Below are 20742 nucleotides of genomic sequence, written 5' to 3'. Positions count from 1 at the left end.
CGGGTCTCACCAGGCGTTCCAGCGAAGCACTGGAGACGCGGTGGGCCCTCTGTCACCACCTCTGACCTGCGTATCCGTAGAAGCGGGACTCCGCCCTGCCCGTGTGGCGGCGCAGGATACTGCATGATCAGAGAAATTGACGAGCCGCATGGGAATTCTGTCCGGATTCCAGTCGTTGTTTCCTTCGGAAGCTGGGCACCCGCAAGGGTGAGCAGATGGCCACGTAAGGACCGCTGAACCACTCGCTAGCAAGGGAGCACGCATGGCAACCCGTGCCGTCGCCCGTCGTCAGTCCGCCACCGGCCGGACCGACACGGCAAGCAGTGTTCGCGTCGCAGGCGGCGAGATCGCCGATCGCGACCTGGTCGGCATGTACCTCGACGAGATCGCCCGCACGCCCCTGCTGGACGCCGCCAAGGAAGTCGAGCTGTCGCAGACGATCGAAGCCGGTGTCTACGCCCAGCAGATCCTCGACGGAGAGGTCGAGAGCGACACGGCGAAGAAGAAGGACGGCCCTTCCACGGAGGAGCTGGAATCCCTGGTCGCCGCCGGTGAACGGGCCAAGGACGTCTTCATCCGCTCGAACCTCCGGCTCGTCGTCGCCGTCGCCCGCCGGTACCCCCGCAGCGGCCTCCCCCTGCTCGACCTGATCCAGGAGGGCAACGCGGGCTTGGTCCGCGCGGTGGAGAAGTTCGACTACCGCAAGGGCTTCAAGTTCTCCACGTACGCCACCTGGTGGATCCGTCAGGCCATCACCCGCTCGATAGCCGATCAGTCGCGCACCATCCGCCTCCCCGTCCACCTCGTGGAGGAGCTGGGCCGCATCCGCCGTGTCCAGCGCGAGTTCAACCGCGAGAAGGGTCGCGAGCCGGAGCCCCAGGAGATCGCCGAGGAACTGGGTTCCACGCCCGAGCGGGTCACGGACGTCCTCGACTGGGCCCGCGACCCGGTGTCCCTGAACATGTCCGTCGACGACGAGGGCGAGACCCAGTTCGGCGACCTCTTGGAGGACACCTCCGCCGTCTCCCCCGAGCAGTCCGTCCTCACCCTGCTGCGCAGTGAGGAACTCGACGACCTCATCGGCCGCCTCGACCAGCGCACCGCCTCCATCATCAAGATGCGGTACGGCATCGAGGACGGCCGTGAACGCACCCTCACCGAAGTCGGCAAGGAACACGGGCTGACCCGCGAGCGCATCCGTCAGATCGAGAAGCACGCCCTGCTCGAACTGAAGAAGCTCGCCCGGGACACGGGCTTCGACGCCGCCGCCTGACCGCCAGCCGCACGGTGACGGGCCGACCCCGGTACCCAGCCCGTCACCCGGGCCGTCACGCTCGGCGCACCGTGCCGCGAGCGCTGTCCGGCAGGGCGGCACATCACGGACCGGGCGGGCGACGGCCGTGCCCGGAGCGGCGAGGGAACGGAGCCGGGAACCGTTCGAGTGACCTCGTGCCATCGATCCACCGCCTTTCGGAGTACGGAAGCGGGACATCCGGCGATATCCGGACGCGTCGCCCGCCCGATACCCGGGAAGGCCGGGGTCGTGAGGTACGTTCATGATCACGAGCGGCGGACGATCGCCCTCCAGCGGACGGACCCGTATCCGGCGTTCCCCGCCCCCGAACGAGCCCCGGCGTCCACCCCCCCGACGCCGGGGCTCCCCCCTTTCCCGGCCCCCGCCCCACCCCTTCTCACCCCACCTTCCCGGCGTCGCCGCCCTCCACGGGGGACCGGTCGGCTGCGCTCACCCCGCCGTTCCCGAGGGCGTACCCCCGGCCCGGGTGAACCTCTCGCCCAACTCCCGTACCGTCGCCACCAACTCGGGCGGACCCTCGACCTCGAACGGGCACCCTGCCCCCGCCAGCCGGAACGCCAGCCACTCCAACGGGTCCCCGGTGCTGCCCCGCAGGACGCACCGGTTCTCGCCCAGGGGCTCCGGCGTACCGAACACGCCCGGCACCCTGGACGCCACCGCCTCAGCGGACGCTTCGAACGTCACCGAGAACCCGTACGCCGTCCGCTTCGGCCGTATCCGGTCCCGCAGGAACTCGGCAGCGCTCCCCTGGGGCAGTTCCCTCGGTGTGAAGCGCGCCCCCGTCGCGAACGGCTCGCCGATGACCCGGTCCACCCGGAAGGTCCGCCAGTCGGTCCGTTCCACGTCGTACGCCACCAGGTACCAGCGACGCGCCGTGGAGACGAGCCGGTACGGCTCGGTCAGCCGCCGGGACTCGGTTCCGTCCCCGGACCGGTAAGCGAACCGGAGCCGTTCGTTGCCCGCGACAGCCGTCGCCATCACCGTCAGCGTCTCGGTCGGGATGGTGGGGCCGTCCCCGCTCGTCAGAGGTACGGTCGCCGACTGGAGCACGTTCACCCGATGCCGCAGACGCCCGGGCAGCACCTGCTCCAGCTTCGCCAGCGCCCGTACCGATGCCTCCTCGACGCCCTCCACCGCGTGCCCCGCCCCCGCCCGCAGGCCCACGGCGATGGCGACCGCCTCCTCGTCGTCCAGCACCAGCGGCGGCAACGCCTTCCCCGCCACCAACCGGTAGCCGCCGTCCGCGCCGCGCGCCGCCTGCACGGGATAGCCCAGGTCACGCAGTCGGTCGATGTCCCGCCGCACGGTCCTGCGGGACACCCCCAACCGTTCCGCCAACTCCCCGCCGGGCCATTCGCGGGGGGTCTGCAGCAGGGACAGGAGCTGGAGCAGCCGAGCCGGGGTGTCAGTCGTCATGCTCCCCAGGATGACGGAGATAGAGGCCATGTCCTGACCTAATTGCTTCCTAGTGTGGTCGTCATGAGCACACCGACTCCGCCTTCCGCCATGGTGCCCGCGCCGACTCCCCGCCCCGAGACCGGCACCCATCCGCACAGGGGAGGAACCCGATCCGCGGACGACGGACCTCCTTCGGGACCCACCCGACCGACCTCGGGGAACGCCGGGAAAGCGGACGGCGCCACAGCCACGACAGGCGACACGGTGCCGGACCGGCGACGCTGGCTCGCCCTCGCGATCGTGATGACCGCCGCGTTCATGGACCTGGTCGACGTGACGATCGTCAACATCGCGATCCCCGCGATCCAGCGGGACGAGGGGGCCACCCTCAGCCATATCCAGTGGATCACCGCAGGCTACGCACTCGCCTTCGCGGCGGGCCTCATCACCGGTGGTCGCCTGGGCGACATCCACGGCCGCAAGCGGGTCTTCCTGATAGGCATGGCGGGCTTCACCGCCGCCTCCGCGCTCTGCGGGCTCGCCGCCAACCCCGACATGCTCGTCGCCGCCCGCATCCTGCAAGGCGCGACGGCCGCCCTGATGGTGCCGCAGGTGCTGTCCATCGTTCACGCGACCTTCCCCACCCACGAACGAGGCAAGGTCTTCGGTTTGTTCGGTGCCATCGTCGGCCTGGGCGCCGTCTCCGGTCCCCTGCTGGGTGCGCTGCTCACCCAGTGGAACCTCTTCGGACTGGAGTGGCGGCCCATCTTCTTGATCAACCTGCCCGTCGGGATCGCCGGACTCGTCCTCGGCCGCAAGTTCATCACCGAGTCGAAGGCCCCCCAGGCCCTCAAGCTCGACCTCGTCGGTGTCGCCCTCGTCACCGGTGGACTGCTGATGCTGCTCTACCCGTTGACCCACGGGCGGGAGCTCGGCTGGCCGGTGTGGGGTTACCTCTCGATGGTCGGCGCGGTCGGGGTCTTCGTGGCGCTGGTGGCGTACGAGCGCCACAAGGCGCGCAAGGACGGGTCCCCGCTCATCGAGCTCTCCCTGTTCCGGGTGAAGAGCTTCGCCGCCGGTACCGCCGTACAGACCGTGTTCGGCCTTGGGCTCGGCATCTTCTTCCTGGTCTGGACCCTCTACATGCAGGTGGGGCTCGGCTGGAGCCCTTTGCGGGCCGGACTGACGGGGGTTCCGTTCTCCCTCGCGGTCTCGGTGGCCGCCGGTGTCTCGGTCCAGAAGCTCGTCCCGCGCTTCGGCCGCAAGGTGCTCCAGAGCGGTGCCCTGATCATGGCGGCGGGCGTCCTCCTCTACATCTGGGAGGCGGACCGCTACGGAACGGGCATCACCTCCTGGCAGATGGTTCCGCCGCTCGTCCTCATGGGCGTGGGGATGGGGCTGATCGTCGCCCCGCTGACGGACGCTGTCCTGTCCGGGGTGCCGCGGAGGCACGCGGGTTCGGCCTCCGGGCTGATCAACACCGTCCAGCAGATGGGCAACGCGCTGGGGCTCGGCCTGGTCTCCGTGGTGTTCTTCGGCGCGATGGAGGAGCGGGTGGCGCCCGGTGCGCTGGGTGAGGAGTTCACGAAGGGTTTCCAGAACGCGCTCGGCTACGTTGCCGTGATCATGCTGGTCATCTTCGGGCTGATGTTCCTGCTGCCGCGTCGCCCTGGCGCCGGAACCGAGGCGGGATCCGCCGCGCACGAGGACGTCGCCGACCCGGCTACCCCTGCCCCGGCAGCCCTTGACGGGCAAACCCCTGGCGCCCAGCAGGGTCCGGAGAGCCGCGAGGTCCTTGTCCACTGAACGTGCCGTCGGACCCTGTCGGCGAGCCCAGCGGATCCGGCCGCCTGGTGGACACGAGTACCGCGTCCGCCAGGCGGCTGCTCCATGTGCGGGGGAAACGGCCTGGCGCCCCCGCGCTCTCCTCCTGGAACGACCGTGCTGCGGCCGCAGCACGAGCAGCCTGGCCAAGAGCCTTCCGAACATTCGGTTGGCATGCGCGAGGAACTTGCTCCTCATGACCTGTCTCCCCCGTAAAGGCCCTGGATGCTGGCCCGTTGTCATGACCTCGGCCTTCATGGAGCCGATCTCCGTGACTAACGGTAGTCGAGCTGTCGCAATCTCGCTGAGCCTGTGGATAACCCCGACGGAGGGTGACGTGGCCTTGCTCGCGGCCCCGGCTCGCTGCCGATGGGCGGGCCCATCGCCCCGGCGATCGTGGCCGTTGCGGGGGCGGGGGCAGTGAGGCGATCGACGAACAGTCGTCCGCGGCTTTCGTGCTCACCGCGTACCCCACCTCATAAAGGAGTATATGAGTTGAACATGGTGCTTCATTGATCACTTAATCCTCTTCACCCCCTGTTGAGAACCCGTGTCCCTGAGGTCTACTGTCGGCATGCCTGAGCACCTGTCATCACTTCAGCAAGTGGGGGTGGCCGCCCTCGTGCTGGCGGCCGCTCTGTGGGTGGTGATCCTGGTGCGTCTTCTGCGGCGGTGGGCGCGGCGTCCAGGCGTGACGGTCGAGCCTTCCCTCAATGCCCTCACGGCTCCGCCGCGAACAGAAGCGGACGGCTCCCACCCGCTGTCGGATCCGACAGCCCCAGCGGATCGCCTTGCCCAGACGCGTGGACCGGCCGCGTTCGCGCACCGCACGTGTCGCTCTCGGGGCTCGCGTTATCTCCATGCGGGTGGAACGGCACAGGTGTCGCTTCATGCCATGCCCCGCCAGAACACGCCGACGAGCGACACGGTGCCACTCACTCCAGAAGAGCGTGCCGTGTTCGACGAGCTGGTGCGCAGGATGGGGGAGGGCGGCCGCTCGCATCAACCGTGACCATGGGGCTCTGCTCCGAGCCTGGTCCGGCGGCTGCGACTGGGCGGCTACGGCGACTGGAAGCGCTCCCACCACCATGTCGCGCCATGCTGCTCAGGTTGTGAGTGTGTGAAGACGGGGTGGGTAACTCCTGCTACGCGGAGGCGCGTCGTTCCACTGCCTCGCGGGCCGCTTCCTCGCTCAGGTACACCTCGCACATATGGCGGCCGTCGGGGGTGGCCGTGTGCTCGACCTCCCACAGGCTGATCTCGCGGCCGTCGCTCAGCAGGAACGCGTGCTCGTACAGGGAGAACGCGAACGCCATGACACCGTCGGAGCCGGACAGGGGGCGGCCGAACGCCTGTGTGATCTGATGAGCGCACGCGCTCTGGAGCACCAGTGCAGTGTCGGCGCCGGGACGATCCGTGTTCTCCGCGCGACGCAGTAAACGACGAGCATGGTCCGCCGAGTCGTCCGACACGTACTCGTGCCGGGGGCGGGGCGCGGCGGTCAGATGGATCACCACCGGCAGCTCGAAGTCCGGTGTCTCTGCGGGAAGAGGCAGCCGGGTCGTCGCGGTCCGCACATCTTCCTCGTCGGTGTACAGCTCGTGCAGCAACTGTCCTCGCCCGCCGGGGCCCGTGTTGTGGACCAGTTCCCACAAGGTGAGCGCACTGCCGTCGGCGAGGAGCCAGGTGTGGCGGTAGGTCTCCCGGTGGAGGCCCCTGCTGTGGTGCGCGGAGTGCAGCGAACCGTCATGGGCGAGTGCGCAGTCGAGGCGGCTTATCGTCTCGTCCGGCAGCTCGAAGGAGTTGAGGGCGCGCCCGAGGAGTCGCGCGAGGTGCTCCTCAGGAGACTCGGACGACTCGGGTGGCTCGTGCGCCGACTCATGCGGACCGCTCAAGGCACCTCCCCGTGTTAGCTGCTAGTCACTTCGTGGGTGCATACCGTAGCCCCTCTGTGGGACGTCATGTCCAGGAACCGGGAAAACGTCCGAGCCGTGCGGGAAGTTCCCCACCCGTTCACCGTCCCTGGCCTGTGGCGACCATCTCGCATCCACATCCAAGGAGCACTCATTCCCCTGGGCCACGATCGTCAATACCGGGCTGACGCAACACGGCTGACCTGACAGCAGGTATGAGACAGGTCGGCCCTTCGGTGAACGGCCGACCGGGGAGGGGATTCGTTGGGGGTGACCAGGTACCGCGAGGCCAGAGGAAGGCCAGCGGCGACCAGGGATGGCTGGAAGCCACCCTCCGGCGGACGGTTGACCGTTCACCCAGCCAGGGGATCGGCTGGCGGTCGGCTCTTCGCTGCCTACGGACAGAGCACGGTGGTGCTGGGCGTGGTGCTTCGTTCCTCTCGGTCGATCCATGTGCTTCTGGCCGGGTGGTTCGACGTAGTCCGCCATGGGCAGAGGGCATGCCTGCCGCAGCCCTGAGTCATCAGCTTCCGTACAAGTCCATGTAGGACAGATAGACGCCACCCGGTCCGGTGATCGATTCTGCCGCTCTGACGGCTCGTACGATCGCTTGAGTCACCACATCCGCTCCGGCGGCAAGGATCTCGTTCAGAACCGTCCGGTCGTGTGCGGGGAGGGGGCGCTCACCCGACGCGAGGGCGAAAACGGTGTCGCCGTCGTTCAGTAGGTGGACAGGGCGCACCGCTCGGGCGATCCCGTCGTGCGCCGTACCGGCGAGCTTGTGAGCCTGTGCCCGGGACAGGCCGGCATCCGTCGCCACCACCGCGAGAGTGGTGTTCAACGGTGGGGTGGTGAGACGGGCCGACGAAGTGCCACCCGAGGCCGCGAGGTTGTTGCGGGCGGCTTCGGCGAGCGATCGCAGAGCCTGCTCGTGCACCGCCTGGTCGGGGTAGGTGATCCTGCCGTCGAAGTATTCCCCGAACAGGGCACCCGTCCGCGTGTCGACGACCGCCCCAGCTGAGTTGACCACCACGAGCGCCGAGACCACGACCCCCGACGGCAACCGAATGCTGGCCGTTCCCACGCCGCCCTTGAGTCCCCCCCGCAACGCAGCCGGTGCCCGCACCCACCGTGCCGATGGTCACCGGCGCGCACGACTCGGCCGCCGCTGCGGCCTCGACCGCGGCGCGGCCGGTCGACGCGTTCGGCCGGGCCCGGAAGTCACCGCCGCGCCCGAGGTCGAAGACGCACGCCGCAGGGACTACCGGCACCACGTGAGAGGGGTCCTGGCCGACCCGCACACCTCGTCCCCGCTCCTCCAACCACTCCATGACCCCGCTCGCCGAGTCCAGGCCGTACGCACTGCCACCGGTGAGTACGACCGCGTCGATGCGTTCGACGGCGTTACGGGGATCCAGCGCGTCCGTCTCTTTCGTGCCGGGGCCTCCGCCCCGTACGTCGACTGCGGCGGTCACCCCGCCTTCCGACACGAGGACGACCGTTGTCCCCGTCAGGAAGCCGTCGCCCACCAGGGTCGCGTGACCGACCCGCAGGCCCCTCACATCGGTGAGTGCGTTGACCAGCGGGGGAAGTCCGGCCTGTTCCGAGGTGCTCCCCGTCGTGTGCTCCGTCATCCTCCCTGGGTACCACGTGGCGGGACCGCGTCGGCCGAGGCGTCGGACGCGCCGCCCTTGGTGTGTACGCGCACCCGGCGGACCAGATGCCGAACCGCCTCGACAAGGGCTACGACCCGCTTGCGTACGGACTTCCCGAGCGAGGACACCCAGTTACCCCGTGTCGGAGAAGGGGCAGGGGCGGGAATCGGGTTCTTCGTGACCGCGCGAGGTGATGGCCCCGCCTTGCGGTTCACCCCGTCGACGGGATGGACCGGAGCGGAGGTCCGCGGCGACGAGTTTTCCCGCGTGCTCCGAGGGCTGCCAGGCCGATCGCGCGGAACCGCTGTCCTCCGCGCCGCGACGGTCCGTTCCGGGGCCGTCAGATGGTCGCCGGGGCGGAGGACGGACGTGTGGTCCGGGCTGACAGCGTCACCCCCACGGCGATCGTCAGCGTCAGGACGAGTCCGGCTGCCAGGACTGACCAACGGCCGGTGAACGTGCAGGCCAGTACCAGTAGCGCGGACACGGGAAGCACCAACTGCTGGGCGGTTCCGGTCTTGTGGTGGCGGGCCAGCAGCGCCCACACGGTCAGCAGGTAGACGGCCGTGGGAAGCGTCACCGACCCGCTGGCCGTGAACTGGGAGACGTGGGCCTGGCCCACGGTGTGTTCCACGAAGACCTCGGTGCCCGCTCCGATCGCCGCCGCTGCCCCGAGGACCACGTAGTGGCCGTACCCCCACAGGAACGCCTGCCGATTGCCCTTCAGCCGCCCCTGGGTCGGGACCACAAAGTAGATCCACCACGCGGCGAACACGATCAGCAGACTGCCGATCGAGGCGGGGATCAATCGGCCCAATGCGTCGTGCTCGTCGACGGCCGACTTCACGGCGACGGTGGCCCCCGCGATCGACTCGCCCAGCACGATGATGGTGAACAGTCCGTACCGTTCCGAGATGTGGTGGGGATGCCACGCCGTCGGGTACTTCCGCTCGGCGAACACCGGTACGGACAGCTCGGCCACCACCATGACCGCGAACGCCCATGGACGGCCGCCCTGGGGGAGCAGCAGCAGTGACAGCCACCCCACCTGGCACAGAGCGATCCCCGTCGCGTACCGCAGCGCCATCGCGCGCTCGTCCCCGGTGCACCCGCGCGCGGCCCTCAACCACTGGCTCACCATCGCGAGACGCATGATCAGATAGCCGAGCCACAGGACGAAGAAGTGGTGCTCGAACGCTTGTGAGACCCCGGCCGCGAGGACGAGCACTCCGGCCATCTGGATCAGTGTGACGACCCTGAACAACGCGTCGTCGTTGTCGTAGGCGGAGGCGAACCAGGAGAAGTTGACCCAGGCCCAGTAGACGGCGAAGAAGACCATCGCGTAGTAGAGCAGTCCCTCCGCGACGTGGCCCTCCGCGATGGAGTGCACCAGTGCCGTGCCCGCCTGAGCGACGGCCACCACGAAGCACAGATCGAAGAAGAGCTCCAGTGGGGACGCCACGCGGTGTGCCTCGTCCCGCCCGCGGGCGATCATGGGGCGCAGCGGGGTTCCGGCCGCTGCCGGAGGGGTGGAGGAGGTCATGCCAGCAGCACAGCAGACCCAGGCGGCCTTCCGGCCGTGTGCGGCTTCCGTGTCGCCTCGGATACGGCCTTACGTGGGCCGACGCTGGTTCCGTGGTCCTGCCGTCGCGGCGCGGTCGAGCGCTCGGGCGACCTAGGGTGTCCGGGTCGTCACGGTGGAAGCCTTCTCCCTGCGGCGTGGGCCGGTCGTCGTGCGGACGGGGAGGAGCGTCTTCGCAGGACGGACGGTGGTCGGCGTCCCCCGCGTACGCTGGACGCATGAGTACCAGTCCGGCGCCCGAGCCCCGTGACCCCAAGCACGCGCTGATCTTCGACGACCCGTTGTCGCAGCAGTCGTCCGATGACACGGACCGTGGCTGGGGCGAGCGGTCGGCGAGCCAGGGTGACGCCGTCGCGGACCTCGCGCGGTTCCTCGACGAGAAGCCTCCCCACCACCTCTGAGCCGAGTCCCGCGCTTTCCGGAGCGCCTGCCGCGCCGTGTCGGGCATGGTCACCGGGCATCGTCCGACACCGAGGGGCGGCAGGTGGGCGAGCAGGCGGGAGCCCCGCGCGCACGGATCGACGAGAAGGCCGATCAGGTCGCGCGGGGCTCGTCGCTGCCGGTCGGCTACTCGCGGTCGGGCTGCGGCGCGGCGCCCGCTCCCGTGCCCGGTCCGGAGCCGCGCTGTGCCACCAGGGCGTCGCGGATCTCCTTGAGGACCTCCAGCTCGGACACCTCGATGACTTCCTGTGCCCCTTCCTTGGCGGCCTTGCGGTCGGCCTGACGGGCCAGGTACTTCGACATCGGCAGGACCATCAGGAAGTACACGACCGCCGCGGTGATCACGAACGTGAGCGTCGCGCTCAGAACCGATCCCCACATGATGGGAATGCCGCTGGTCGCTGTCCCCGTCTTGGCGTCGTAGCTGCAGGGGCCCTTCAAACAGGAGCTGTAGGCGTCCAGGTTCTTGGTGCCGAACGCGCCGACGAGCGGATTGATCACGCCCTTCACCACGGAGTTCACGATGTTCGTGAACGCGGCGCCGATGACCACGGCGACCGCCAGGTCGATCACGTTCCCCCGCAGGAGGAACGCCTTGAAGCCTTCCAAGACGTTCGGCTTCTTCTTCTCGCTCACCAGGGGGCCCTTCTTCGCACGTACAGCTCGCGGAACAATCAACTCCGCAACCTACGACAAGGCTCCGCCATGCTGTCCAATCCGTTGACGCGAAGGGGTGAAGTGATCGCAAAGCCGTGGTGAGGCGCGGTCCGAAGGGGCAGTGGCGTGACCGGTTGCTGATCATCGGCGCAGGACCACTGCCAGCCGGGACGAGACGCTCGCTCCCGCGAGCCGGGCTGCCGTGCCACGGGGGGCCGAGAGGAGCACCAAGGCCCCACCTTCCGCCGTACCGTCCGTGGTCTCGGGCAGATCCGCTACACGGACGCCGTTCGCGACGACCCTGCCCCGGACACCGGCTTCCGCGCTGTCCGCGGTGACGACGTCGACGCGGTCACCGGGCTCCAGCAGCCGCGCTGCCTCCGGGTCCGCGATGCGCACCGGTGCCCGGACCCAGTCCGTCTCCGTCCTGCCCTCGTTCGTGGACGAGTGGCGGGTCCGTTCACCGGTGGAGGCGGCGGTACCGTCCGTGGCGCTCGGCGAACGGGGCGGTCCGACGGTCAGCAGCGCGGTGGCCGTCGCCGCCAGTGCCACGATCGTCGCCCGTCGGCCGTAGCGTGCCATCCCGCTCAGGGACGGAACTCCGCGACGCGCCTTCACCGGGGGGAAGAACGGGATCCTGGCCGTCGGGGGTACTTCGCTCCGCACGGATGGGGTGGGCGCGGGGTCCGTGGTGGAGAGGGCAAGGCCAGGCGGGGCCGTGCGCGGAGGCGGGACGGTCCACTCCGAGGGCGGGAGGGCACGCGGCTCCGGGGCGTTCGTGTACCGATGGCCAGGAGGCGGGGCGAGGGGCGGACGGGGCGAGGAAGGGAGCGGCATGGTCACCACCAGCGGCAGAGGAGGAGCACGTCGCCTGCCAGCCTGGGGGACTCCGCGGATGCTCGCTGAAGCCTGTGGACGGATCCATGGCTGTGGATAACTCTCTCACCTGAACGAGTCGTTCCTCGTTCGCTGGTGCCCGTTCGCCGGTCTGCCCCGGCTTTGCCGTCCGCCTTGCCCGCCGGCCTCGGCCTTCCCGGTTCTCGGCCCCGAGGGGATGCGGCGCTGCTGCCCGGTCGGCCGCGTCTTCCCACCCGTCGATGGAGACCGACAGGGAGCCCGGCCCGATGCCGGGCTGAGGCCGCGGGGTGAGGCACCGGGCCGGTCCGGCGCGTGTGACGGGCCCACGCGCCGGACGGGCGGCCTCGGCTACGGCAGCTCGATGCCCGGGTCCGTTCCCGTCAGGGCGGTCGTGCAGAGGCAGTCGCGGTCGCCGGTCTCCGGGAGTCCGGCGACCGCGTCGAAGAGGACCTCCCGCAGTCGGTCGACGTTCGAGGCGAAGACCGTGAGGACCTCCTCGTGCGAAACTCCGTCGCCGGTTTCCGCTCCGGCGTCCAGGTCGGTCACCAGGGCCATCGACGTGTAGCAGAGGGCCAGCTCGCGTGCGAGCACGGCTTCCGGGTGGCCGGTCATCCCGACGACGGACCAGCCCTGCGCGGCGTGCCACCGGGACTCCGCCCGGGTGGAGAACCGAGGGCCTTCGATCACCACCAGTGTTCCGCCGTCCACCGGCTCCCAGTCGCGGCCCCGGGCCGCCTTCACGGCCGTCTTGCGGCCGGAGGGACAGTACGGGTCGGCGAACGAGAGGTGGACGACGTTCGGGACGGTTCCGTCAGGGCGGGGGGCGCCGTCGAAGAAGGTCTGCGCGCGGGACTTGGTCCGGTCCACCAGCTGGTCGGGGACCAGGAGCGTGCCGGGGCCGTACGCGGCGTGCAGCCCTCCGACCGCGCAGGGCGCGAGCACCTGCCGTACCCCGACCGAGCGGAGCGCCCAGAGGTTGGCCCGGTAGTTGATGCGGTGCGGCGGCAGGTGGTGACCTCGACCGTGTCGGGGGAGGAAGGCGACCCGCCTTCCGGCGACCTCGCCGATGAACAACGCGTCGCTCGGGGCGCCGTAGGGAGTGTCGACGTGCACTTCGGTCACGTTGTCGAGGAAGGAGTAGAAACCTGATCCGCCTATGACGCCGATCTCGGCCCGCGCCTGCGGGTCGGTGTCCGGTCGCGCGCTCTCCGTGAGCGCCTCCGGGGACGGTGCCGCCGTGTTCGCCATGTCAGCCATGATCCGCACAGTAGCCGGGTCGGGCACGCCAGAGGACCCCGCGTCCTTGACGCGGGGTCCTCTGTGAGGTGCTTGTCGCGGCCCGACGGGGTCAGGCGGCGGAGGACTTGCTGGTGCTCGTGGAGGTCGACGTGGAAGCCGCCGACGAGCTGCCGGAGTCCGAGGAACCGGACCCGGTCGAGGCGGACGACTTCGTCGTGGCGGCGGGCGAGCTGCTCGACGAGGAGCCGCGGCTGTCGTTGCGGTAGAAGCCGGACCCCTTGAAGACGATGCCGACGGCGGAGAACACCTTCTTGAGGCGGCCACCGCAGCCGGGGCACTCGGTCAGGGCGTCGTCGGTGAACTTCTGCACCGCTTCAAGACCCTCGCCGCACTCGGTGCACTGGTACTGGTACGTCGGCACTTGCTTCCTCCTGGCACTCTCACTCGATGAGTGCTAACGACGGTCCATAGTGACGTATTCCGTGGAATCAGTCCACCGACACTGGAGTGCGGTGACCCACGCCACGCGCCACGGTCCGCCCGGCGGAGGGTGGCGCGAGCCGGGAACGCAGCGCCACCACGACCAGCAGGGCCAGGGTGGTGCCCGCCAACGGCACCAGGAATCCGGCGCCGTCCCAGGCCCGGTCCTCCAGCTGCCCGGCGAGGGTGACGGCCGCCGCCTGCCCCAGCGCGACCGCCGCGGTCAGCAGCGTGAACGCCTCGGTCCGCGCGGTGGCCGGGACGAGCTGTTCGACGAGGGTGTAGCCGGTCACCAGCCCCGGCGCGATGCTCATACCGATGAGGAGGCCCAGTCCGGCGAGCAGGACGGGGGACTGGGCGGCCCACAGGCCCGAGGTGGTGACGGCCAGCGCGACGTAACCGAGGACGAGACGGTGGTGGGGCGCGGACTTCCACGCGACGGCGCCGCAGACGATGCCCGCGAGCATGTTGCCCCCGGCGAAGACGCCGTACAGGACACCGGTCAGCCCGGGCTCGCCGATGGACTCGGTGTAGGCGGCCAGAGAGACCTGGAGGCCGCCGAAGACCGTTCCGATGCCGACGAAGGCGATCGCCAGGACGCGCACGCCCGGCACACGGAGAGCGGAAACGTGCTCCACGCGCGCGGGACCGTCGTTCGTGGTGATGTCCGTCGCACCCGCGTGGCGGGACGGCACGGGCTGGGTGGCCTTCTGCGCGGCGAACAGCAGACCACCGACCAGGGTGAGCCCCGCCTCGGTGAACAGTCCGGCCGCCGGGTGCACCGAGGTGCACAAGGTGGTGGCGAACAGCGGGCCCAGGACGAAGGTCAGCTCGTCGGTGACGGACTCGAAAGCCGCCGCCGTGGTCATGAGGGGCGACCCGTGGAGCTTGACGCCCCACCGGGCGCGCACCATGGGACCGACCTGCGGTACCGAGGCGCCGGTCGGTACGGCGGCGGCGAACAGGGTCCACACGGGGGCGTCGGTCAGCGCGAGTGTCGTCAGCGTGACGGCGGACGCCGTGTGCAGCAGGACGACGGGAACGAGCACGGCGCGCTGGCCGAAACGGTCGGCGTACTTGCCGCTCACGGGCGCGAACAGTGCCATGGAGACACCGGTGACCGCCGAGACCGCGCCGGCGATCCCGTAGGAGTCCGTGGTGTCCTGGACCAGCAGGACGATCGAGATGATCAGCATCGCGAACGGCAGACGCGCCGCGAAGCCGGGAAGCAGGAACGTCCACGCTCCGGGGGTGCGCAGAAGTTGTCCGTAGCCCGGGCGGACGGGCTTCGACGTGACCGTGGGTGCCACGGCCCTTGCCTTTCTGCTACCTGGTGACACCCCCGTCACGCGGGGTTGCCGAGAGCTGTCCTCTTGCGCAGAACTGCGGTAGATACCAGGTCGTCCGCCATCGGGGCGTCGTGACGGCCGGCCGCCATACGGTCGCGTCAGCTCTGCATCAGGCAGAGTCGGTTCGATCAGAAGTGTTCAAGCATCGTACAGGCGGAATCGCTGATGGGCAGTGGGTGCGGATGAGGCACCAGTCACCGTGCTCGCCGCTTCCGCGCGCCCGCTCGTGCTTGCTACCCCACGCGCTCGTGTACGCGCCCCGCCCGCGCCGTTCCGTCGGCCGGGGCACGTGCTCCGCCTCCATCCGGTGCGGGGCGTCGGGCGCCCCGCACCGGATGCGTCAGCGTCCCGTTCCCGTTCCCAGCCAGCTCGCCAGCTTGCCCCCTTGGCCGACCGCGCGCAGTCGCGCCTCCGCCGCGTCCCGCACCGGGTCGGTCGCGACGACGAGGAGGTCGTCCCCGTGGCGCAGCACGGTCGTCGGCAGGGGGACGAAGGACTTTCCGTCGCGCACGACGAGGGTGACCGCGGAACCGGCCGGGAGGCGCAGTTCGTCGACCTCGACGCCGTGCATCCGGGACCCCTTGGCGATCTTCAGGGACAGCAGATGGCCGCGCAGCTGCTCCAGAGGCGCCGATTCGACCCCTAGGTCGGCCGCCTCGGCGTCGTCGCCCAGCCGGAGCTTGCGGGCCAGCCAGGGCAGGGTGGGCCCCTGGACGAGCGTGTAGACGACCACCAGGACGAAGACGATGTTGAAGATCCTGCGGCTGTCCTCGACGCCGTTCACCATGGGGATGGTCGCCAGGATGATCGGGACCGCGCCCCGGAGCCCCGCCCAGGACATCAGAGCCTTCTCCTGCCAGGGCATCCGGAAGGGCAGCAGGCTGACGATGACCTCCAGCGGCCGTGCGACGGCCGTCAGGACGAGCCCGATGACGATCGCGGGCAGGATGTCGTCGGCGAGGTCGTGGGGGGTGACCAGCAGGCCGAGGAGGACGAACATCCCGATCTGCGCGATCCAGCCGAGCCCCTCGGCGAAGCCCCGGGTGGCGGGCCAGTGCGGCAGCCGGGCGTTGCCGAGCACCATGGCGGCGAGGTACACGGCGAGGAAGCCGCTTCCGTGGGCGAGCGCGCCCGCCGCGTAGGCGGTGACCGCGATGGCCATGACGGCGATCGGGTAGAGGCCGGACGCGGGCAGGGCCACGTGACGCAGGGCGTAGGCCCCCACGAAGCCGACCGCGATGCCGATGGCCGCGCCGATGGCCAGTTCCAGGGTGATCTTGCCGAGGAGGACGTACCAGTCCTCGATGGGACCGGCGGTCGAGAACGCGACGACCAGGATGACCACGGGGGCGTCGTTGAAGCCGGATTCGGCCTCCAGGACGCCGTTCACGCGGGAGGGGAGCGGCACCTTGCGGAGCACGGAGAAGACGGCCGCGGCGTCCGTTGAGGACACCACCGCACCGATGATCAGTGCCTGCCGCCATTCCAGCCCGACCAGGTAGTGCGCCGCCGCGGCCGTGATGCCGACGCTCACGGCCACGCCGACCGTCGAGAGGACGGCGGCGGCCGGAAGGGCGGGTTTGATCTCCTTCCACTTCGTTCCCAGGCCGCCTTCCGCGAGGATCACGACGAGGGCCGCGTACCCGATGACCTGGGTCAACTCTGCGTTGTTGAAGCTGACGTTGCCGATGCCGTCCTGGCCCATGGCGACGCCGATGCCGAGGTAGACGAGCAGGCTCGGCAGCCCGCTGCGGGAAGAGATCCGTACGGCCGCCACCGCGATCAGCAGGACCAGTGAGCAGACGAGCAGGAGCTGGTTGAGGTGGTGGACGGTCAGTGGCCGAATCCTTTCTGCACGTACGTCTAGGTACTTCGTTACCTTACCTAATCGTTAACGCTTCCTTGACGCGCTCGTATGGTCGTCGCACCGTGCTTCCTGACTCCGCGTCCGGCTCGCCCGTGCCCTGCGCCTATGGTTGGCTCAGCGTTCCCTTGAACGCCCTCCTGTGATCGCACCGCATGATTGACCGCCCTGACGCTCGCGAAGGACAGCAAGGACAGCGATGCCCGCCAACACCACCGCCTCCTCCGGCCAGCAGGCCGACAGGTCCGTCAGGAAGAAGAGCCGGAAAGGCCGTTTGTTCGTCATCGTGCTGGTGCTGGCCGTCGTGGCCGGTGTGGGCTTCGGCGGGTACTGGGGCGTGAGCACGGTCCGTGCCTCCTTCCCGCAGACCAAGGGCTCCATCAAGCTCGCCGGTCTCGCCGGCCCCGTCGACGTCAAGCGCGACGGCAACGGGATCCCGCGGATCTACGCCTCGTCGGACGAGGACCTGTTCATGGCCCAGGGTTATGTGCAGGCGCAGGACCGCTTCTGGGAGATGGACGTCCGGCGGCACACCACCTCCGGGCGGCTCTCCGAGATGTTCGGCGAGAGCCAGGTCGAGACGGACGAGTTCCTGCGCACGCTCGGCTGGCACCGGGTCGCACAGGAGGAGTACGACTCCAAGCTCGCCCCGGACACCAAGAAGTACCTCCAGGCGTACGCCAAGGGCGTCAACGCCTATCTGAAGGGCAAGGAGGGCAAGGAGATCTCCCTGGAGTACGCCGCCCTCGACTTCACCAACGACTACAGGCCCGAGCCCTGGACCCCGGTCGACTCGGTGGCCTGGCTCAAGGCGATGGCCTGGGACCTGCGCGGCAACATGCAGGACGAGATCGACCGCTCCCTGATGACCAGCCGTCTCGGTCCCTCGCAGATCAAGGACCTCTACCCCGGCTACCCCTACGACCGGAACAAGCCGATCGTCCAGGAGGGCGCCTACGACGCCACGAGCGGCACGTACCAGCCCAAGGGCACCAGTCAGCCCCAGACCGGCCAGCAGGGCGGCGCGGCGGCGGGAACGGGCCTCGCGGGAGGCTCCCAGGCGCCCGAGGGCCTCCAGAGCCAGCTCGCGGGCCTCTCCGAGGTGCTCGACGGCATCCCGGCCGTGTTCGGCCCCAACGGCAACGGCATCGGGTCCAACTCGTGGGTGGTCTCCGGGCGCCACACGATCACCGGCAAGCCGCTGCTCGCCAACGACCCGCACCTGTCCCCCCAGCTGCCGTCCGTCTGGTACCAGATGGGCCTGCACTGCCGGGACGTCTCCAAGAGCTGCCAGTTCGACACCTCCGGGTTCACCTTCGCCGGGCTCCCCGGCGTGGTCATCGGCCACAACCAGGACATCTCCTGGGGCCTGACCAACCTCGGCGCCGACGTCACCGACCTCTACCTGGAGAAGTTCACCGGGGACGGCTACCAGTACGACGGCAAGGTGGTGCCCTTCAAGACGCGCAAGGAGACCATCCGCGTCGCCGGGGGCGAGTCGAAGCCGATCACCATCAGGGAGACCAGGAACGGTCCCCTCCTGTCCGACCGCAGCGACGAACTCGGCACCGTCGGCAAGAAGGCCACCGTCAGCAGCTCCGCGCCCGACCGCGGCGACGGCTACGGGGTGTCGCTGCGCTGGACCGCGCTGACGCCCGGCAAGTCCATGGACGCCGTCTTCGCGATCAACCGCGCGAAGGACTGGAAGGAGTTCCGGGCCGCGGCGGAGCACTTCGAGGTGCCCTCCCAGAACCTCGTGTACGCCGACACCGAGAACAACATCGGCTACCAGGCCCCCGGCCGGATCCCCACCCGCGCGGAGGGCCACGACGGCTCGCTGCCCGCGCCCGGATGGGACCCCGACTACCGCTGGACCGGCTACCTCAAGCAGGACCAGCTGCCCTACGAGTACAACCCGGAGCGCGGCTACATCGTCACCGCGAACCAGGCGGTCGTCGACCCCGAGAAGTACCCGCACGCGCTGACCACCGACTGGGGCTACGGCGCGCGCAGCCAGCGCATCAACGACCTCATCGAGTCGAAGACCAAGGGTGGCGGCAAGATCTCCACCGAGGACATGCGGCAGATACAGAACGACGACAGCAGCGAGATCGCCAAGCTGCTGACGCCGCTGCTGCTCAAGATCGACGTGTCCGACAAGCACGTCCGCGAGGCACAGCGGCTGCTGGAAGGCTGGAACTACACCCAGACCCCCGACTCCGCCGCGGCCGCCTACTTCAACGCCGTGTGGCGCAACATCCTCAAGCTCTCGTTCGGGGACAAGCTGCCCAGGGAACTGCGCGCCAAGGGCGACTGCCTGGAGGTGGAGCCCGCCGAGAACACCGGTCCGGCCGACGAGGACGTCCGGGTGCGCGAGTGCGGCGAGCGGGACGGGGACTCCGCGCAGCCCGACGGCGGCGACCGCTGGTTCGAGGTGGTCCGCGCGATCGTCAAGGACGAGGACAACGACTGGTGGAAGGCTCCGAAGTCCGGCAACGACAAGGAGACCACCGCCCGTGACCAGCTGTTCGCGCGGGCCCTGGAGGACGCGCGCTGGGAGCTGACCGCCGAGCTCGGCAAGGACATCGACACCTGGAGCTGGGGCCGTCTGCACCAGCTGACGCTGGAGAACCAGACGCTGGGCACCGAAGGCCCCGGTTTCCTGAAGTTCGCCCTCAACCGCGGGCCCTGGAACCTCGGCGGCGGCGAGGCGGCGGTCAACGCGACCGGCTGGAACGCGGCGGGCGGCTACGACGTCATCTGGGTGCCGTCGATGCGCATGGTCGTCAACCTCGACGACCTGGACAAGTCCAAGTGGATCAACCTGACCGGTGCTTCGGGCCACGCCTACAACGCGCACTACACCGACCAGACCGACAAGTGGGCCCGGGGTGAACTGCTCGACTGGGCGTTCTCCGAGAAGGCCGTCGACGAGGTCACCCGGGACACGCTGTCCCTGCGTCCCTGAGACGCTCCGGGCGCCGGTGAGCCCCACCGGCGCCCGACCACGGCGGACACCGCCGTACCGGCGTCCGCGCGCGGCGAGGGCGACCGGACCGGCACAGGGGAGTGGCCCCGCACCTTCGGGTGCGGGGCCACTTCGCGTCCGCCGGGGAAGGGGGACCGGCGGTACGCGCATCAGCGGGCGAGCGAGCCGTCGGTGCAGTTCTGGACGAGGGAGGCCGGTTCCGCGACGGTCGGCAGCCCGCAGGTCCTGAGCACCTCCAGACCGGCCTGGGCGGCGGTGGCGACCCCGTCCGAGGTGACCGGGCCCGCGCCGAGCGCGCTGTCAGCCGTGGCGGTGTGCGCGCCGGGCACCAGCGCCCCGACGGCGAGCACGGCGGCGGTGGAGAGCATGCGGAGCTTGTTCGTCATACCGGGTCAACAGCCGACGGCCGTCCGGGGGCACGCGATCTCATCCGTCCGGGCGGCCCGGGTCAACCGTCGTGTCCTCGGGGTGACCTGGCGCGGGCGGCGAACCGTGTGCGTCCGGCTCGCGGAACCTGGTCACCCCGGACGGGGTCACCACGGCGTGCACCGGCCGGTCGTGCGGCTCACCCGGCACCCGGGGGACGACCTCGGCGTCGTACAGCAGCACCACCAGGGCCGGGTCGGCCCCCGAGCGCTCCAGACGGGTCAGGACGCGGTCGTACGAGCCGCCGCCCCGGCCCAGACGCGTGCCCCGGCCGTCCACCGCGAGGCCCGGCAGCAGCACCACGTCGGCGGCCAGGACGGCGTCGGGACCGAGCCGGGGGCCGTGCGGCTCCCACAGGGTCATCCGGCCCGCGCGGCGGACACCGGTGAGGGACTCCGGCCCTTCGTAGCGCCCCCAGTCGAGGTCGTTGTCCTCCAGGAGGACGGGCAGCAGGACGCGCACCCCGCGCGCGTGGAGCTCGTCGAGGAGGGGGAGGGTGCCCGGTTCGCTGCCGACGGACACGTAGGCGGCCACGGTGCGCGCCCGGGCGAGTTCGGTGAGTTCACGCGCGCGGGAGGCGAGAACCAGGGACGTCTTCTCGACGTCACCCTCTGGCAACGCGCTCCTCATGCCGAGGACCCTGCGTCGCAAACCGCGCTTGTCAGGCTCGGCGCCGCTGTTGGTCACGCTCATGGTGAGTGTGCATACCTTTCATGTCTTCTCATATGCGGATCGCTTATGCGGAGCTACGG

General features: G+C 69.8%; 16 protein-coding genes and 1 pseudogene. 5 read left to right on the top strand and 12 right to left on the bottom strand.

Features of this window, described 5'->3' with window-relative positions:
• Nucleotides 1-262: 262 nt before the first annotated feature.
• The gene (locus tag ACVWNX_RS13340) at nt 263-1273 is read left to right on the top strand and encodes a sigma-70 family RNA polymerase sigma factor (protein WP_454414131.1); all 1011 of its coding nucleotides are present in this window, start codon (nt 263-265) and stop codon (nt 1271-1273) included.
• A gap of 471 nt (nt 1274-1744) precedes the next feature.
• On the opposite strand, the gene ACVWNX_RS13335 is transcribed toward ACVWNX_RS13340, so the two are convergent.
• A complete protein-coding gene (locus ACVWNX_RS13335) occupies nt 1745-2731 on the bottom strand; it encodes a helix-turn-helix transcriptional regulator (protein WP_454414130.1) in 987 nt (328 codons plus the stop codon).
• A 285-nt stretch (nt 2732-3016) separates the two neighbouring features.
• Here ACVWNX_RS13335 and ACVWNX_RS13330 point away from each other — a divergent pair, with 285 nt between their 5' ends.
• Together ACVWNX_RS13330 and ACVWNX_RS13325 are read left to right on the top strand one after the other, a co-directional pair.
• Complete coding sequence (locus ACVWNX_RS13330) at nt 3017-4519, top strand: MFS transporter (protein WP_454414753.1); 1503 nt, start codon at nt 3017-3019, stop codon at nt 4517-4519.
• A gap of 592 nt (nt 4520-5111) precedes the next feature.
• Nucleotides 5112-5549, top strand: a complete 438-nt coding sequence (locus ACVWNX_RS13325) for a hypothetical protein (protein ID WP_454414129.1) — start codon at nt 5112-5114, stop codon at nt 5547-5549.
• Between the two features lie 133 nt (nt 5550-5682).
• On the opposite strand, the gene ACVWNX_RS13320 is transcribed toward ACVWNX_RS13325, so the two are convergent.
• The 3 genes and pseudogenes from ACVWNX_RS13320 to ACVWNX_RS13310 form a co-directional block, all read right to left on the bottom strand.
• Nucleotides 5683-6432 carry a DUF6227 family protein gene (locus ACVWNX_RS13320; protein WP_454414128.1) on the bottom strand — a complete coding sequence of 250 codons (750 nt, stop codon included), beginning with the start codon at nt 6430-6432 and terminating at the stop codon, nt 5683-5685.
• 541 nt (nt 6433-6973) lie between these two features.
• A pseudogene (locus ACVWNX_RS13315) lies at nt 6974-8084 on the bottom strand (P1 family peptidase).
• A gap of 361 nt (nt 8085-8445) precedes the next feature.
• Nucleotides 8446-9648 (bottom strand): low temperature requirement protein A, encoded by a 1203-nt coding sequence (locus ACVWNX_RS13310; RefSeq protein ID WP_454414127.1) that lies wholly within the window; start codon nt 9646-9648, stop codon nt 8446-8448.
• 257 nt (nt 9649-9905) lie between these two features.
• Between ACVWNX_RS13310 and ACVWNX_RS13305 the strand changes: the two genes are divergently transcribed.
• Nucleotides 9906-10088 carry a hypothetical protein gene (locus ACVWNX_RS13305; RefSeq protein WP_454414126.1) on the top strand — a complete coding sequence of 61 codons (183 nt, stop codon included), beginning with the start codon at nt 9906-9908 and terminating at the stop codon, nt 10086-10088.
• Between the two features lie 166 nt (nt 10089-10254).
• Here the strand turns inward: ACVWNX_RS13305 and ACVWNX_RS13300 are convergent, their stop codons facing one another.
• The 6 genes from ACVWNX_RS13300 to ACVWNX_RS13275 all read right to left on the bottom strand — a co-directional run bounded on the left by ACVWNX_RS13300 (nt 10255) and on the right by ACVWNX_RS13275 (nt 16548).
• Entirely contained in the window at nt 10255-10764 is a 510-nt protein-coding gene (locus ACVWNX_RS13300; RefSeq protein ID WP_454414125.1) for a large conductance mechanosensitive channel protein MscL, read from the bottom strand.
• A 162-nt stretch (nt 10765-10926) separates the two neighbouring features.
• Nucleotides 10927-11367, bottom strand: coding sequence for a hypothetical protein (locus tag ACVWNX_RS13295; RefSeq protein WP_454414124.1), 441 nt, complete (start codon nt 11365-11367; stop codon nt 10927-10929).
• Nucleotides 11368-11991: 624 nt separating this feature from the next.
• Nucleotides 11992-12891, bottom strand: a complete 900-nt coding sequence (locus ACVWNX_RS13290) for an S-methyl-5'-thioadenosine phosphorylase (protein ID WP_454414752.1) — start codon at nt 12889-12891, stop codon at nt 11992-11994.
• 100 nt (nt 12892-12991) lie between these two features.
• Nucleotides 12992-13303 carry an FmdB family zinc ribbon protein gene (locus tag ACVWNX_RS13285; protein WP_454414123.1) on the bottom strand — a complete coding sequence of 104 codons (312 nt, stop codon included), beginning with the start codon at nt 13301-13303 and terminating at the stop codon, nt 12992-12994.
• A gap of 67 nt (nt 13304-13370) precedes the next feature.
• Nucleotides 13371-14672 (bottom strand): MFS transporter, encoded by a 1302-nt coding sequence (locus tag ACVWNX_RS13280; protein WP_454414122.1) that lies wholly within the window; start codon nt 14670-14672, stop codon nt 13371-13373.
• A 379-nt stretch (nt 14673-15051) separates the two neighbouring features.
• Nucleotides 15052-16548: a potassium/proton antiporter gene (locus ACVWNX_RS13275; protein ID WP_454414751.1), complete on the bottom strand. Its 1497-nt coding sequence runs from the start codon at nt 16546-16548 to the stop codon at nt 15052-15054.
• Between the two features lie 226 nt (nt 16549-16774).
• On the opposite strand from ACVWNX_RS13275, the gene ACVWNX_RS13270 reads away from it, so the two are divergent.
• Nucleotides 16775-19543, top strand: coding sequence for a penicillin acylase family protein (locus ACVWNX_RS13270; RefSeq protein WP_454414121.1), 2769 nt, complete (start codon nt 16775-16777; stop codon nt 19541-19543).
• Nucleotides 19544-19713: 170 nt separating this feature from the next.
• On the opposite strand, the gene ACVWNX_RS13265 is transcribed toward ACVWNX_RS13270, so the two are convergent.
• A complete protein-coding gene (locus ACVWNX_RS13265; RefSeq protein ID WP_454414120.1) occupies nt 19714-19950 on the bottom strand; it encodes a hypothetical protein in 237 nt (78 codons plus the stop codon).
• Nucleotides 19951-19990: 40 nt separating this feature from the next.
• Nucleotides 19991-20683, bottom strand: a complete 693-nt coding sequence (locus tag ACVWNX_RS13260) for a 5-formyltetrahydrofolate cyclo-ligase (protein WP_454414119.1) — start codon at nt 20681-20683, stop codon at nt 19991-19993.
• Between the last annotated feature and the right edge of the window lie 59 nt (nt 20684-20742).

The sequence above is a fragment of the Streptomyces sp. JNUCC 64 genome, from assembly GCF_054484115.1.
Note: the sequence above shows the minus strand (reverse complement) of the source record. Positions and strands in the feature narration are given on the sequence as shown.

Excerpts from the sequence above, each read along its gene's own strand:
- ACVWNX_RS13340 (WP_454414131.1), top strand. The coding sequence starts at position 263 with ATGGCAACCCGTGCCGTCGCCCGTCGTCAGTCCGCCACCGGCCGGACC.
- ACVWNX_RS13335 (WP_454414130.1), bottom strand. The coding sequence starts at position 2,731 with ATGACGACTGACACCCCGGCTCGGCTGCTCCAGCTCCTGTCCCTGCTG.
- ACVWNX_RS13330 (WP_454414753.1), top strand. The coding sequence starts at position 3,017 with ATGACCGCCGCGTTCATGGACCTGGTCGACGTGACGATCGTCAACATC.
- ACVWNX_RS13325 (WP_454414129.1), top strand. The coding sequence starts at position 5,112 with ATGCCTGAGCACCTGTCATCACTTCAGCAAGTGGGGGTGGCCGCCCTC.
- ACVWNX_RS13310 (WP_454414127.1), bottom strand. The coding sequence starts at position 9,648 with ATGACCTCCTCCACCCCTCCGGCAGCGGCCGGAACCCCGCTGCGCCCC.
- ACVWNX_RS13305 (WP_454414126.1), top strand. The coding sequence starts at position 9,906 with ATGAGTACCAGTCCGGCGCCCGAGCCCCGTGACCCCAAGCACGCGCTG.
- ACVWNX_RS13295 (WP_454414124.1), bottom strand. The coding sequence starts at position 11,367 with ATGGCACGCTACGGCCGACGGGCGACGATCGTGGCACTGGCGGCGACG.
- ACVWNX_RS13290 (WP_454414752.1), bottom strand. The coding sequence starts at position 12,891 with ATGGCGAACACGGCGGCACCGTCCCCGGAGGCGCTCACGGAGAGCGCG.
- ACVWNX_RS13270 (WP_454414121.1), top strand. The coding sequence starts at position 16,775 with ATGCCCGCCAACACCACCGCCTCCTCCGGCCAGCAGGCCGACAGGTCC.
- ACVWNX_RS13265 (WP_454414120.1), bottom strand. The coding sequence starts at position 19,950 with ATGACGAACAAGCTCCGCATGCTCTCCACCGCCGCCGTGCTCGCCGTC.
- ACVWNX_RS13260 (WP_454414119.1), bottom strand. The coding sequence starts at position 20,683 with ATGAGCGTGACCAACAGCGGCGCCGAGCCTGACAAGCGCGGTTTGCGA.